This window comes from Kribbella aluminosa (assembly GCF_017876295.1).
GTDB classification, from domain to species: domain Bacteria; phylum Actinomycetota; class Actinomycetes; order Propionibacteriales; family Kribbellaceae; genus Kribbella; species Kribbella aluminosa.
In genome coordinates this window covers 2697532-2711429 of sequence record NZ_JAGINT010000002.1, presented here as the reverse complement: position 1 = coordinate 2711429, position 13898 = coordinate 2697532, and the positions used below count along the sequence as shown (strand labels likewise).

Annotated in this window: 15 protein-coding genes and 1 pseudogene; 5 read left to right on the top strand and 11 right to left on the bottom strand. The window is 69.2% G+C overall.

Features of this window, described 5'->3' with window-relative positions; genetic code table 11:
• The first annotated feature begins 134 nt into the window (after positions 1-134).
• Positions 135-305 (top strand): hypothetical protein, encoded by a 171-nt coding sequence (locus tag JOF29_RS34285; protein ID WP_209698516.1) that lies wholly within the window; start codon positions 135-137, stop codon positions 303-305.
• Positions 306-1060: 755 nt separating this feature from the next.
• Here JOF29_RS34285 and JOF29_RS34275 read toward each other — a convergent pair.
• Entirely contained in the window at positions 1061-1444 is a 384-nt protein-coding gene (locus tag JOF29_RS34275; RefSeq protein WP_209698515.1) for a ferredoxin reductase domain-containing protein, read from the bottom strand.
• A 617-nt stretch (positions 1445-2061) separates the two neighbouring features.
• On the opposite strand from JOF29_RS34275, the gene JOF29_RS34270 reads away from it, so the two are divergent.
• Both JOF29_RS34270 and JOF29_RS34265 read left to right on the top strand, forming a co-directional pair.
• On the top strand, positions 2062-3084 hold the full coding sequence (locus JOF29_RS34270) for a LacI family DNA-binding transcriptional regulator (RefSeq protein ID WP_245360851.1): 1023 nt from the start codon (positions 2062-2064) through the stop codon (positions 3082-3084).
• Positions 3081-3704: a nucleoside/nucleotide kinase family protein gene (locus JOF29_RS34265; RefSeq protein ID WP_209698513.1), complete on the top strand. Its 624-nt coding sequence runs from the start codon at positions 3081-3083 to the stop codon at positions 3702-3704. Before JOF29_RS34270 ends, JOF29_RS34265 begins: the two co-directional genes overlap by 4 nt.
• A gap of 19 nt (positions 3705-3723) precedes the next feature.
• Here the strand turns inward: JOF29_RS34265 and JOF29_RS34260 are convergent, their stop codons facing one another.
• The 3 genes and pseudogenes from JOF29_RS34260 to JOF29_RS34255 form a co-directional block, all read right to left on the bottom strand.
• On the bottom strand, positions 3724-3900 hold the full coding sequence (locus JOF29_RS34260) for a hypothetical protein (RefSeq protein WP_209698512.1): 177 nt from the start codon (positions 3898-3900) through the stop codon (positions 3724-3726).
• A gap of 53 nt (positions 3901-3953) precedes the next feature.
• Positions 3954-4076: pseudogene (locus JOF29_RS46155) on the bottom strand (hypothetical protein); the annotation flags it as partial.
• 39 nt (positions 4077-4115) lie between these two features.
• Positions 4116-4418, bottom strand: a complete 303-nt coding sequence (locus tag JOF29_RS34255) for a cysteine hydrolase family protein (protein WP_209698511.1) — start codon at positions 4416-4418, stop codon at positions 4116-4118.
• 638 nt (positions 4419-5056) lie between these two features.
• Between JOF29_RS34255 and JOF29_RS34250 the strand changes: the two genes are divergently transcribed.
• Entirely contained in the window at positions 5057-6577 is a 1521-nt protein-coding gene (locus JOF29_RS34250; protein ID WP_209698510.1) for an alkaline phosphatase family protein, read from the top strand.
• 198 nt (positions 6578-6775) lie between these two features.
• Here JOF29_RS34250 and JOF29_RS34245 read toward each other — a convergent pair whose 3' ends face one another.
• The 3 genes from JOF29_RS34245 to JOF29_RS34235 all read right to left on the bottom strand — a co-directional run bounded on the left by JOF29_RS34245 (position 6776) and on the right by JOF29_RS34235 (position 10214).
• Positions 6776-7516, bottom strand: coding sequence for a TetR/AcrR family transcriptional regulator (locus JOF29_RS34245; RefSeq protein WP_209698509.1), 741 nt, complete (start codon positions 7514-7516; stop codon positions 6776-6778).
• A gap of 7 nt (positions 7517-7523) precedes the next feature.
• A complete protein-coding gene (locus JOF29_RS34240; RefSeq protein ID WP_209698508.1) occupies positions 7524-8741 on the bottom strand; it encodes a DUF418 domain-containing protein in 1218 nt (405 codons plus the stop codon).
• Between the two features lie 135 nt (positions 8742-8876).
• Positions 8877-10214 (bottom strand): aminotransferase-like domain-containing protein, encoded by a 1338-nt coding sequence (locus JOF29_RS34235; protein WP_209698507.1) that lies wholly within the window; start codon positions 10212-10214, stop codon positions 8877-8879.
• An 89-nt stretch (positions 10215-10303) separates the two neighbouring features.
• Between JOF29_RS34235 and JOF29_RS34230 the strand changes: the two genes are divergently transcribed.
• A complete protein-coding gene (locus JOF29_RS34230) occupies positions 10304-10960 on the top strand; it encodes a DJ-1/PfpI family protein (protein ID WP_209698506.1) in 657 nt (218 codons plus the stop codon).
• Here JOF29_RS34230 and JOF29_RS34225 read toward each other — a convergent pair.
• From JOF29_RS34225 to JOF29_RS34210, 4 genes are all read right to left on the bottom strand, one after another.
• Positions 10957-12309, bottom strand: a complete 1353-nt coding sequence (locus JOF29_RS34225) for a sensor histidine kinase (protein WP_209698505.1) — start codon at positions 12307-12309, stop codon at positions 10957-10959. The genes JOF29_RS34230 and JOF29_RS34225 overlap by 4 nt on opposite strands.
• Complete coding sequence (locus tag JOF29_RS34220) at positions 12306-12986, bottom strand: response regulator transcription factor (protein WP_209698504.1); 681 nt, start codon at positions 12984-12986, stop codon at positions 12306-12308. Before JOF29_RS34220 ends, JOF29_RS34225 begins: the two co-directional genes overlap by 4 nt.
• 31 nt (positions 12987-13017) lie before the next feature.
• The gene (locus JOF29_RS34215; RefSeq protein ID WP_209698503.1) at positions 13018-13566 is read right to left on the bottom strand and encodes a hypothetical protein; all 549 of its coding nucleotides are present in this window, start codon (positions 13564-13566) and stop codon (positions 13018-13020) included.
• Between the two features lie 80 nt (positions 13567-13646).
• Positions 13647-13883 (bottom strand): PNPOx family protein, encoded by a 237-nt coding sequence (locus JOF29_RS34210; RefSeq protein WP_209698502.1) that lies wholly within the window; start codon positions 13881-13883, stop codon positions 13647-13649.
• Positions 13884-13898 lie beyond the last annotated feature (15 nt).

Genomic DNA, 13898 nt, shown 5'->3' with positions numbered 1-13898 from the left:
CAGCCTGCACACGTTTCTGACGGCCTTCACTCTGCCGACGAGGGCCGTCCTCCCACATCAAGCGCGCGACTGGTTCGCACCCCGGCCGAAAGTACTAGGCCACTGCGTCATCACGAGGGTCATCACGAGGGTATGTGCCCGACGCAGAGGTAGAGGTCCTCCTCGGAGGCCGGGCCGATCCGCACGAACCGGTCTTCGGCGCCCGCCAGCACCGGCGCCGCGGGGCGCGGGCTCGCGTCGAGCGTGCCGGCCAGATCCCCGCGCTGCTGAACACACCGTCCACCGCGAGCAACGCCACCCGATGACCACCCCGGCCCAACTCGCCGCAACCGCCGCCGACCCGCTGACGAGCATCCGAGCCACCCGGCTCGCGACCGTCCGCCGACCGTCGCGGCGCTTCGAAGGTCGCGACGTCGGCGGGTCGCGCCGAGGGCTGGTACGTGTTCGTCGACCACGCCGCCGTGGCCGCGCTGACCCCGGGATACGCGAGGTCCGCGACCAGCACCCCGGACCGGCTGGTGGCGATCCTGGCCATCCGCCAGGCTAGGTCGTTGGCTTCGCTGCCGGAATTGACGAACACACACGTGTCCAGCCCGTCCGGCATCGTGGCGACGAGCCGTTCGGCGAGCGCGACGGCGTGCGGATGCAGGTAGCGAGAATTGAGGTTCAGTACGGCGGCGCGAAATCGCCTGTACTACGGCCGGATGCGCGTGCCTGACGACCGGAACCTTGTTGCAGGCATCGAGGTAACGCCGCCCGTCCGCGGTGTGCACCCAAGCCCCGGCCGCCCGCACGACCTGCAACGGCTCGCGGTAGAACAGCGGCGACAGCTCACCGCCGAGCGCGGCCCGCCGCCGCGGCAGCAAGCTGGGGTCGGCGACCGCCGAGACCCCCGGCCCCGACGGCTACGCCCTCCTCGCCGACCGCCTCGCTCCCCACTCGAGACCCACCTCCGTACCCAGCCAGGTTCGAGGTACGCGAAGGGGCTGAGAAAGCACTGATCGAGCTCGGCGATCACCTGACCTGCCGGCTCATCCGCTCCACGGCCAGCGTCTGCTGGCTAGACGGAGCCGAAGCGTTCGGTGTGGATGCGGCGGTGCGGGACGCCGAGGGCGGCGAGGTCTCCGGTGACGGAGGTGACCATTGGGGCCGGGCCGCAGACGAAGTACTCGAGCCGGTGCGTGCGGCGCGGAAGGTTGCGGCTGAGGAGATCGTGGCCGATCCGCCCGACCTCGCCGGTCCACCCTGGTTCGGGCGCGCTGACCACCTCGATCACCTTGAGGTTCATCCGTGCCCGGACCTCCTCGACCGCGGACCGCGACATCAGATCGTGCGGGCCGCGGGCAGAGGTGATCAGCCAGACCCGGCGGCGGTCGGCCCGATCTGCCAGCGTGCGGAGCATGCTCAGCAGTGGCGTGATACCGACGCCGGCTCCGATGAACACGAATCCTGGTGAGCCCTCGAGTCCATCGAGGGTGAAACCGCCGCACGGCCAGGCCGACCAGCACCAGCCCGCACAGCACGAACCAGGCAGCCACCAGTACGTGCGACACCAGGTGCCGGAGCCACCAGACGTGAAGCCAGGCGCAGATCACGACGATCGCGACCATTCCGTTGTGGATGAGCCGCCAGCCCTCGTACCGCGGCTGACGCGCCGGACGGCGCAGGGCGAGTACGACGCCCAGCAGCACGCTGTCGCCGGTGATCGCGGCGGTCAGATAGCTCTGGTCGGTGACCGTGGTGCCGACCGTCACCACGGGGATCTTCAGCGCCTTCGCCTTCAGGACGGACGGCTGCATCGTGTCCGGGTCGGTCGGGACGAGCACCAGCCCGTCCACCCGTTGGGTGAGCATCCCTTCTCATGGCACTCGTCTCCTCGGCGAGTCGGGCTGATCTGCGGACCGGGAGCGGGCGGGATCCCCGCGAAGTCCGGTGTGGCGCCTGGGGACGCAAGCGCTTGCGTGGTCACCGTGACACGATCGCAAGCGCTTGCGCAAGGCCTTGCGCGGAGATATCTTCAGATCGCCCGGTCCAGTGCAGAGAGGAGTTGCGGTGGCCACGATGGCGGAGGTGGCGCGGCTCGCAGGTGTGTCGTCGACGACGGTCTCGCACGTGCTGAACAAGACCCGCAAGGTCGCACCGGAGACCGAGGAACTCGTCCTGCAGGCAGTCGCCCGGAGCGGTTACCGGCACAACCTGGCGGCCCGCGCGCTGGCTACCCGGTCGACCGACACGATCGGTGTCGCGATGTCCGTGGTGACCAACCCGTACTTCGCGGAGCTCGTCCGGGACATCGAGCGGCTGCTCCGGCACGCCGGCTACACGATGATCGTTGCCGACACCAACGACGACCCGGCGGTCGCGGCGGACGTGATCGACCACCTGCTCGCCCGCCGGGTCAGCGGCCTGATCGTCAGCCCGCTGGAGGGCGACTCCGAGCTCACCGACGGTTTCGCCACGTTGCTCGACGACAGTTTCCCGTTGCTGTTCCTCGACCGCCGCTCGACGCTGCCCGGGGACCAGGTGTACTCCGAGTGCGTGGACTCGATCTACCACCTCACCGCCCACCTCGCGGCGCAGGGCCATCGCCGGATCGGGTACGTCCAGGGCGCCCTCACTTCGATGTCCGCGCACGACCGGCTGAGCGGGTACCAGAAGGCGGTCCGCGAACTCGGCCTGGTCGCGGACCCGCGCCTGGTGATCACGGGCGAGTCCGACGAACGCATCACCGAGCACCGCGTCGCCGCACACCTTGCGAACCCGGACGAGCGGGCCACCGCGCTGGTTGTCTCCAACAACCAGATGACGCTGGGCACGATGCGAGCCATCAAGCAGAGCCGCCTCCGGGTGCCGGGCGACATCGCACTGATCTGCTACGACGACTTCGAATGGGCCGACCTCTTCGAGCCCCAGATCACCGCGATGGCCCAGGACGCGGCCACGCTTGCCGCGACCGCGGTCGACCTGTTGCTGGCCAGGATGAAGACACCCGATCGGCCGCCGCAGTCGGTGGCGGTGCCGACCGAGTTCCATCACCGCGACTCGTGTGGCTGCGGACGCCGCAAGTACCGGGGTCTTCGATGACGGCGGTCACGCAGGTCGCCGCGCTGGCCGAGCGGGCACGCCAGGTTGCGGCCGGGTCCCGCCGTACCCTCATCGGCCTCGCCGGACCGCCCGGCGCCGGCAAGAGCACCGTCGCCGAGGCACTCGTGCGCGAGCTCGGAACCGACGCCGTGCTGGTTCCGATGGACGGCTTCCACCTCAGCAACGCCGTACTCGATTCGCTCGGCCGTCGCGACCGCAAGGGCGCACCTGACACCTTCGACGCCGCCGGGTACGTCGCGTTGCTGCGGCGGCTCCGCTCCCCCGACGAGGACGTCGTCTACGCACCCACGTTCTTCCGCGACATCGAGGAGCCGGTCGGGTCGAGCATCCCGATCTCACCCGACACACCGATCGTCGTGACCGAAGGCAACTATCTTCTCCTCGACACGCACCCGTGGCGGCAGGTCCGCGACCTCCTCGACGCCACGTGGTACCTGCAACTCGACGACGCCGCGCGGCTCGAACGCCTGATCGCCAGGCACATCGCGTACGACAAGACTCCCGCTGCGGCGCGCGCCTGGGCCGAGGGCAGCGACCAGCGCAACGCGGACGCCGTCGCCGCGTCGGCCCACAACGCCGACCTCGTACTGCACCTCTGAGTACTGCGCCCTGTGTGTACTACGCCTTCGATCGCAGACTGCGTTCGAACAGCGTGAGCGCGATCAGCACCAGACTGACCCTGGCCAGGATCGCCGCCACCAGGTGCAGGCCGGTGTCGGTGACCTCGTGCCGGAAGACGACACCGGTGACGATCGACGAGGCGACCGACCCGAGGTAACTGAACGTCCGGAACAAGCCGGCCGGCGCCGGAGTGGAGCGTCCCGGGGAATCCAGGCGAGCGTGAGAACCAGCGCGATGATCGTGAACGGGAGATTGACGAGGAATGCCGAACGCCACCCGAAGGCGCCGACCAGCAGGCCACCCGGAGGCTCGCTCAGACCGGCACCGCTCGCACGGCGCCGGATGATCACCCATCGCCGCCGGCTACCTGGCGGAGGTGCCGATGCCGATCAGGCTCCGCGGACGAGGCCGGCCAGCTCCGACGTGGTGATCACGTCGGCCTGCCGGGGAAGCACCTTCTCGATCAGAACGCGGTGCACCTCCGGGTCCAGGTCCTCGGTGGCGTCGGCGAGGACGAAGATCCGGTAGTCCTGGTCGGACGCGTCCCGAACCGTCGACAGGACCACGCCCGCCGTCGAGATCCCACCGACCACCAAGGTGTCGATCGCGTCGTCCCCGAGGACCGCGTGCAGGTCGGTCGTGCTGAAGGCGCCGTACCGCGACTTGCGTACCACGAGATCCCCGTCGCGCACCGACCTGATGGAACGCCTCGCCGACAGCTGACCGCGGGACCGACACCCGGGTCACTCTCGTCGATGAAGCGGACGGCAATCATCTGCTCGAGCTGCCATCAACTCGGCACCACCGTGTGCACCGGGTGCCCCGGTCCTGGTGAGGCGGCCGGCAGTTCCTGGCTTCGGCCCGGGTCGGCGGCGTACGACTGGAGCATGTAGGCCACCGTGCGGCGCCAGGCAATCGGGGGCGGTGATGACACCGGCGTTGGCCATCAGCAGAACCGGACGGTCCTCAAGCACGAGTCTGGGCGCACTTGTCCGCTGCCCTTGGCGGGGGCGATCAGTTCGAGCCATCCGCTGTACGTCTGCGAGCGCGTTGGCGACGGCGTCGACATAGGCGCCCATACGGTCCTCGAAGACAGCGCCGATGAGGTCCTCGGCCGGCAACAGCCACTGCCGCGCAACTCGAGAAACAGCAGGAGCGGACGCCGAGCAAAGCCGGTGGGCTAGCGGGCGTGCGTAGAGCGTGGCACCCGGGCGCTGGGGACTGTTCACGCGCGCTGCACGTGGTTTTCTCCTCGGTGGCCCTCTGTGCGGGTTTTGCTGGTCGGTGTGGCGCTCGCCGGCATGGGCGGGGCGCGGTGGACGAGAGGACCATGGTGGAGTCACAGGGATCGCAAGGAATCACCCGTAGGCGCCTGCTCGGAGCGGCCGGCGGTGCGGCTGCGCTGACGGCGCTGCCGACGTCGATGCGGAAGGCGCTGGCTGCGCCTGCGCCGGAGCTCCGGTCGATCCGGCAGATCGAGCACGTCATCCTGCTGATGCAGGAGAACCGGTCGTTCGACCACTACTTCGGTACGCTGCGCGGGGTCCGCGGGTTCGACGATCCGACCGCGATGCGGCTGCCGTCCGGTGAGTCCGTTTTCCGGCAGCCGGATCCCAACCACCCCGACGGCTACCTGCTGCCGTTCCGCCAGAACACCAAGACGACGAACTCCGCGCGTGCGTACGGCACCGGTCACGCGTGGCCTGTCCAGCATCGGTCGTGGAACAACGGCGCGATGGACAACTGGGTCGTCGAGCACACGGCGAGCGACGGCGCGCACGGGCCGTTCACGATGGGGTACCTGACGCGCGAGGACCTGCCGTTCCACTACGCGCTCGCCGACGCCTTCACAGTCTGCGACAACTACCACTGCTCGGTCATTGGCCCGACGCACCCGAACCGTGTGATGGCGATGAGCGGCACCCTCGACCCCCACGGGCTCGGCAACGGCCCAGTACTGGACAGTTCGGCGCCGAAGGCGTTCTACACGTGGACGACCTACCCAGAGCGTTTGCAGCGGGCGGGTGTGAGCTGGAAGTACTTCACCGCCAACCCGTACGACACCGGGCACGGCTGGTTCAAGAACTTCGCGGAGGCCAAGCCAGGCGACCCGCTGTACGACAACGGCATGGTGCCCTACTCGCCGTCGATGGTCGCCGACGTGATCCGGCGCGACGAGCTCCCCTCGGTGACCTGGCTGGACGCCCAGTACCTGCCGAAGGTGTACGGCCTGCCCGAGGGTGCCGAGGGTCCCGGCAACCTCGTCGCCGGTGGTGCGGAGTACATGGCGACGATCCTGGACGCCCTGGCCTCGACGCCGCACGTGTGGGAGAAGACGATGTTCGTCATCACGTACGACGAGAACGACGGCCGGTTCGATCACGTCGCGCCGCCGGTCCCGCCGCCCGGCACACCCGACGAGTACGTCACGGTGTCGCCGCTGCCCGCATCGGCCGGTGGTATCGCGGGCCCGATCGGGCTGGGATTCCGGGTCCCGACGATCGTCGTCTCGCCGTTCAGCCAGGGCGGGTGGGTCTGCAGCGAGGTCTTCGACCACACGTCGACGCTGAAGTTCCTGGAGCGCCGTTTCGGCGTACGGGAGCCGAATATCAGCGCCTGGCGGCGGGCCACAGTAGGCGACCTGACGTCCGCGCTACGGCTCAACGGGCAGGGCAAACGCCCGTACCCCAAGGGAATCCCGACACACCAGGACACGGTCAAGCAGTACGACCTGGAGAACCAGGAGGCAGCGACCCTACCTCCGCCGGTGATCCCGACCGTGCAACGGACGCCACACCAGGAACCGGGCCACCGCCCACACACCCACCGACAGCAGCAGGCTGGAGAGTAGCTCGTCGCGTCGTCCCCGACCCCCTCCCAGCTGCGAGGAGAAGGTCGCCACACGTCGTCGAGGACGGACCCCGGAGTGGAACCCGCGCGGCAACTTCCACACCGATGCCGAAGGCCGATTCGAGATCCACGCCCCAGCCCGAGGCTCGATCACCGTCAGCGACAACTTCGTCCTCGACCACACGGCGGCGCGAGCCGCCTACTTCGGGACGGCCCGTTCGTGGGCAGGCGGGTGGGCGATGCCGTGGAGAATGATGGTGAGGCCGTAGGTGAATTCGTCCGGGTCGCCTTCGGCCGGGGGTGCTCCGAGCGCGCCGGATGCGACCAGTTGCGCGACCTCGGGATAGGTCTGCGGGTCGATGAGCTGGGCGAGGCTCCGGCCGTACGCCGCCTCGGCCTCGGGGGTGCCTGCGCCGCTCTGGGCGAAGCCGATCGCGAGCTGGGCCGACTGGCGGACGTACCCGCTGAGCATGCCGAGGACGGCGAGCTTCTCGCCCCAGTCGAGCCCGGTGGGCCGGAGCAGGACGAGCGCCAGGTTCATCCACGCGACGCTGTACGGGCCGAGAGGTGGCGAGGCGAGCGTGACGCCGGCCAGCCACGGGTGATCGTCGTACACCCGACGGAACGCCGTCGCCCACTCCCGCAGACCGGACAGGAAGTCGCCGGCGTCCTTGATCTCCGGCGGCTCGCCGACGGCCAGGTCCTGCATGAGGCCGAGTAACTCGTCCTTCGACCCGATATGCCGGTAGAGCGCCATCGTCGTGACGCCAAGCGAGCCGGCGAGCCTGGCCAGGGTGACCGCGTCGACCCCGTCGCGGTCGGCCAGCTCGACGGCACTCCGGACGACGCGCTCGGTGTCGAGCTCGGGACGCCGGCCCAGCCGCGACGGACCGGCGGCCCGCCAGAGCCGGGCCAGCTCGGCCGGATGCTCGGATTGCATAGTCAGATCATCGCTGATGGCCTCGATGTGTGAACCACCGGATCAGCCGCTCGACCGGTCCCCGCCACCCGTGACGGTGCAAGAGCGAGGCGGCGACCAGGCTGACCAGCCAGACACCGACCGCGCAGACGAGTGCGGTGTACGCCGGACTGCCGGTCCGCTCGCCGAGACGCAGACCGTAGTGGGTCAGCAGGACCAGCCAGCACACCGACTGGAACAGATAGAAGGTCAGCGACCGCTGTCCGAGAGCGACCAACGCTCGCGCCGGTGTGCTGAGACGCGGGCGTCGCGCGAGCCGCCTGCCGATCAGACCGAAGACGCACGCGTACCCGACCGCACCGAAGAGCCCGGCTCCCTCGTACAAGTGCTTCGCGTCGCCCGCCAGCGACTGGCTGGGCCCGGCAATGGCCGCCGCGGTGAGTGCCATCGGCAACGCGCCGGCGATCGCGACGCCGAAACCGGCGATCACGCCCGACCACAGCAACCTCCCATGCCGCTGCGGCTCTTCGAGGACCCGCTTGCGCGCCGCCCAGACACCGACCCAGGCGAACAGAATGGTCGAGAGCAACACGAGGGTGCTGAGCGGCCAGTCGGTCAGGCGGTCGGCGATCGAGGCCGCGTAAGTGCTGACCTGCGCGGTCGTGTCCGGCCCGGCCGGTACATCGGTTGTCGTGCCGGCGGCCATCGACGGGTAGACGCGTACCGCGAGTACGGCGAGATAGACCAGCCCGAACGCGAGGTACCCGAGCGCCACCCGGTAGACCCACTTCCCACGCCGCAGTACCAGCACGGTGAGCACGGCGCCGACCACGGCGAACGCACCCAGGACGTCGCCGACGAACAAGAAGATGCCGTGCAGCGCGCCGATGACGAACAGCCCGAGATGACGCCGCAGCAGCGCGGCACGCGTCGTGACGGCCGGAACACCTCGATCGTCCTGGTGCCGCTGGAACTGCACCAGTCCGTACCCGAACAGCATCGCGAACAGCGGCAACGCGCAGGCATGCACGAACACGAACATCACGAGGTAGAAGACCCGCTCGAGACCGTGCGGCTCGAGGTCGACCCCGGGCACGGTGTGGTTCAGGATCCCGGTCGAGTGCGCGAGCGCCACCAGTAGCAGCGCGAAGCCGCGCGCCAGGTCCGGCGCCAGAATCCGCTCTCCGACGGGCACCGCGCCGGCCGCCGCACCGCTCGCCGGCCGCGCTTGCTGCGCCTGGCTCATAAGAGACCTCCAGATAGTATGCGAGAAAAACTATATGCCGCACACTATTTGAATCGACGCCTGTCAGGCACCCGGGGACAACCCCGGTTCGACCCGGAGACCGGCGTCAGAGGAGCCAGTCGAGCAGGAATGGCTTCAAACGTAGGGGTCCTCGATGGTGGCTTGTCGTACTGTGCGCAGTGTTGACCGGAGGCTGTCCAGGTCGGTGGAGCCCAGGGCGAGGCGGATCGCCTGCGGTGTGTGCGTGGACGTGGTGAACGGTTCCGCTGTGGAGACCGAGATGTGCCGGCGCGCGAGGGTGGCGGTCAGGCGATCGGCGCGGGCGTCGTCGGGCAGCGGGAGCCAGGTGAAGTAGGACGACGGATGACCGACGAGTGGTAGGCCGGCAAGCTCTTGTACGGCGATCGTCTGGCGAGCCGTGGCGTCGTGTCGTTTCCGTACTTCCAAGCGGTCCACCGTGCCGTCGTCGAGCCAGCGGCAGGCGATCGCGGTGGTGAGGGCCGGAGTGTTCCAGGTCGTCGCCCGAATCGCGCGTTCGAGCGACGGCACCATCGAGGGCGGGGCGATGACGAAGCCGACCCGGAGGCCGGTGGCGACGCTCTTGGACAGTCCCGAGACGTAGACCGTGATGTCCGGCGCGGTTGCCGCCAGCGGCGGCGGAGGGTCCTCGACCAGGTACGCGTAGGAGGCGTCTTCGATGATCAGCGAACCGTGCCACCGGGCGATCTTGACCAGGCGACGTCGGTCGGTCGCCGGCATCACCCAGCCCAGGGGGTTGTGCAAGGTGGGCATCGTGTAGATCGCGCGCACAGGGCGGGTCGCACAAAGCTTGCCGAGGGCATCGAGATCCGGGCCTGTGGCGGAGACCGGTACGGGCGCCGGCTCAAGCTGAAAGGCCTGCGCGAGGACCTTGAAACCCGGGTATGTGAGAGCGTCGACCGCGACGACGTCGCCGGCGTTGAGCGCAGCCATGACGGTGATGGCCAGGCCGTGCTGCGCGCCGTTGGTGATCAGGACCTGATCCGCGTCGGCGGTCACTCCCCGACGCGTCAGGTGCCGGGCGATCGAGGACCTGTCCTGCGGACGCCCTCGATGGGGCTGGTAGCGCAGCAGCGTTTCGAGATCGCCGGCGCCGGCCACCTCGCGCAGGGCCTGCCGGAGGAGATCGGCCTGCCCGGGCAGCGACGGATAGTTGAAGTTGAGGTCGACCGCGTCGGTCGCGACGACCTGCTGATCGATGCCATGACCGGCCGGGATCAGGATGTCGCGTACGAACGTGCCGCGGCCCTGCTCCCGGCTCACCAGGCCCATCGCTTCCAGTTCGGCGTACACCCGGGTCGCGGTCACCACCGCGATGCCCTCCCGGGCGGCGAGCCCGCGATGCGTCGGCAACCGCAAGCCCGCGGCCAGCCGGCCGGTCCGGATGTCGGCGGCGAGCGCATCGACCAGCAACTTGTACCGCGAGGCTGCCATGCAACGGATTGTATCCATGACAATTCTTTGACTGTCCTGGTCTGGGGTTCTTACCGTCGAGCGATCCACCCACGCCGGAAGGACAGCCCGTGCACATCGCCATCCTCACCTTCGACGGCTACAACGAGCTCGACTCCCTGATCGCACTCGGCGTACTCAACCGCGTCAAGACCGACGACTGGCGCGTCACCATCGCCACCCCGAGCCCCAAGGTGACGTCGATGAACGGCGTGGTCATCGAGCAGATGTCCACCCTTGAAGAGGCCTGCGACGCGGACGCCGTCATCGTCGGCAGCGGCGTCGCCACCCGCGAAGTCGTCGAAGACCCCGCGATCATGAACATCCTGCGCCGCCTGGACCCTTCACGCCAGCTGATCGCGGCACAGTGCTCCGGCGCGCTCGTCCTGGCCAAGCTCGGCCTGCTCGACGATGTCCCCGCCTGCACGGATCTGACCACCAAGCCCTGGGTTATCGCCGCCGGCGTCGAAGTACTCAACCAGCCCTTCTACGCCAAGGACAACCTCGCCACCGCCGGCGGCTGCCTGGCCTCGCACTACCTCGCCGCCTGGATCATCACCCGCCTCCAGGGCAAGAACGCCGCCGAAGGCGCACTGCACTACGTCGCCCCGGTCGGCGAGAAGCAGGAATACGTCGACCGTGCCTGGCGCAACCTCGACCCCTACCTCCCCACGCCCGCACTCACTCACGTCTGGTCCGCAAGGCGGTGGGCGTGCAGTGCACCCTAGTCTTCGGGCCGGTCCTCGACGGGGAATGTCAGGCTGAACGTCGATCCCTGCTGGTCGGTGCGGACGGCGACGGTGCCGTTGTTGGTCTGTACGACGCTGCCGACGATCGCCAGACCGAGGCCGGATCCGGGCATGCCCCGGGCGGCGGGGGCTCGGTAGAAGCGTTCGAAGATATGCGGCAGGTCCTGGTGACCGATGCCGGGGCCGTGATCCGTCACCGACACCCGGCCGTCTTCGACGAGGACCTGGACGGCGAGTCCGGGCGGACTCCACTTGAGCGCATTGTCGACAAGGTTGCTCACGGCATGCTCGACCGCCGCGGGATCGACGAACACCAGACAAGGGCGCAGGTCGGCCTCGACCGCACTCGCCGGGGATCGCTGCAGCAGGCGATGGATCGCGGCGGCGGTCAGGACGTCGAGGCGTACGGTCTCCCGATGTGGCTCGGATTCGCCGTACCGGGCGAGATCGATCAGGTCGCTGATCAGCTGGTCCAGCTCCCCTGCCTGATCGCGCGCGGCCCGGACCAGGGCAGGAGCCTCCGGGTCGGACAACGCGGCGCCGTCCTCGAGCAGGTCGAGGTTCGTCGTCAGGCTGGTGAGCGGCGTACGCAGCTCGTGCGACGCGTCCGCGACCAACTGACGCTGGGTCGTCACCGAATCGTGCAGCGCGGCCAGCATCGTGTCGAACGCGGCGCCGAGTCTCCCCACTTCGTCGGTCCCGGTGGCACGCAGGCGTGCGGAAAGGTCACGGGTCCGGGTGACCTGTTCAGCCGCGGCCGTGAGCTCGGACACCGGGCGGAGGATGCGGCCCGCTGCAAGCCGGGCAGCGCCGTACGTCAGCAGCGTCGCGGCGGCAGTCAGTACGACGAGCAGCAGCGCCGCCTTGCCTAAGGCACCGTCGTCGGCGTTCCCGGCCCGGGTGGTGCGGACCAGCGCACCGGTCGAGGTGTCCGGCATCGGCGCGGTGTAGGTCCGGTACGGCTGGTCGCCGTACCGTACGTCGGCGAAGTACGCGGACTGCGCCCCCTGGGCGACGGCCGCGTCGCGACTGTCCAGCGGCCCGAATCGGGCGGGCTGACCGGCGTCGACCGGCGAAGGGAACAGCTGTACGTCGATCGTGCCGACCGTGACCGGTTTGCCAAGGTCGGGGGTGGCTCCCTTGTCGCTCGTCGCCTGCTTCAGCCGCTGGGCGATCGCGGACGCCTGCTGGGCCGCATCCACCAAGGACGCGTCCACCCGACCCCGGAGGCTGGCGGCGTACGACAGGTACAGCACGGTGCTCACCGCAGCCACAACCACCAGCACGATGACTGCTGCAGCGCCGGAGATCCGGCTCCGCAGCGTCACGGCGCGTCCCGCAGTACATAGCCGAGGCCGCGGACGGTCTGCAGGATGCGTGGCTCGCCCCCAGCCTCGAGCTTGCCGCGCAGGTAGCTCATGTAGACCCACAGGTTGTTCGATCGCGGACCGAAGTCGTAGCCCCAGACCGCCTGGTAGATGCTCGACTGGCTGAGGACCCGGCCGGGGTTGCGAAGGAACAACTCCAGCAGCAGGTACTCCGTGCGGCTCAACGAGATCTCCCGATCCCCCCGCAGCACGCGGGATCCGGCCAGGTCGATCACCACGTCCGCGTAGACCAGCTGCTCGGTGGCTGTGTCGTTGCGCCGCAACATGGCCCGCAGCCGCGCGCGCAGCTCGATCAGGGCGAACGGCTTGGTGAGGTAGTCGTCGGCGCCGGAGTCCAGCCCGGCGACCCGGTCGTCGACGAGTTCGCGCGCGCTCAGCATCAGGATGGGGGTCCGATCACCCCGCGAACGCAGCCGGCGGCACACCTCGAGCCCGTTCGGTTCGGGCATCGCGACGTCGAGCACGATCGCGTCGAGGACGCCGCCCTCCGCTTCGGCCAGGGCCGCACTGCCGCCGTCCGCCGTGAGTACGTCGTACCCGTCGCGGGCGAGCGCGACCGCCAGCGAACGGCGTACCGCCGCATCATCGTCGACCACCAGGACGCGCACGCGACTCATTGTGCGCCGTACTCGCCGGTTCCGCCGCCGGCTACTTCGCCGGAAGGCTCCGTTTGACCGTGTCCAAGGCCGCTGCGAGCTGAGCAGGGCGTACGCCGGCGTCCTTGGCGATGCCGGCGAACGCGGTGCTCTTCGGGTCGATGCTGCCGGTCTCGTGGCTCAAGGCGTCGAGCCGGTCGAGTGCTCGCTGCGCGGCGGCGACGGGTACGCCGAGCCGGTTGGCGAGTGCGGAGACAGCCACCGGACCGGCCAGGCTGTTGTTGCTGCGCGCGCCGAACACGGCGTACACGATCCGCTCGGCCGTCGCCCGCGGGACTCCTGTCGAGGCGGCGAAGGCGGCGATCCCCGCCGCGTTGTTTCCACCGGCCCGCTTGGCCGCGATCAGTCCGTCCGTCAGCCGGCTCTCGGCCATCCCGGCTGACTTGGCAAGGGTTGTCAGTTGGGATGAGGACACGGACTTGCGCGCGGCGGGTGTCGGCGACGGCGTGCTGCCCGAGGTCAGCGCGGCGGCGGGGATCGCGATCCCCGCCGCGGTGACGATTCCGGCGATGGCTCCGGCGAGACGACGGTCGATGTGCATGGCAGGCTCCTCTGTTCGATGATGCCTGCCATTCCAGCCGCCCCGCCCTAGACGAGCCGTCGGCCAACCTCAGAAAACCCCTAGAAACCAACGACCTTGCGGCTTGATCGCGGTCCGTCGAGACCCCAGGTGATGATCGTCGCCGGGACCAGGCGGATGATCTCCCGGGACAAGTACGGCAGGGGCGGATCGACATCCGTCAACGCCACCGCGGAGCCGACCGGATTGTTCTGAACGTCGCCGACCGGCGAGACGGTCGCGAGGCGGCCGAGGCGTTGCTCGGTCAGGTACGTGAGTTCGGCGTGCGTGAAGATCATCCACGCAGTATCGAA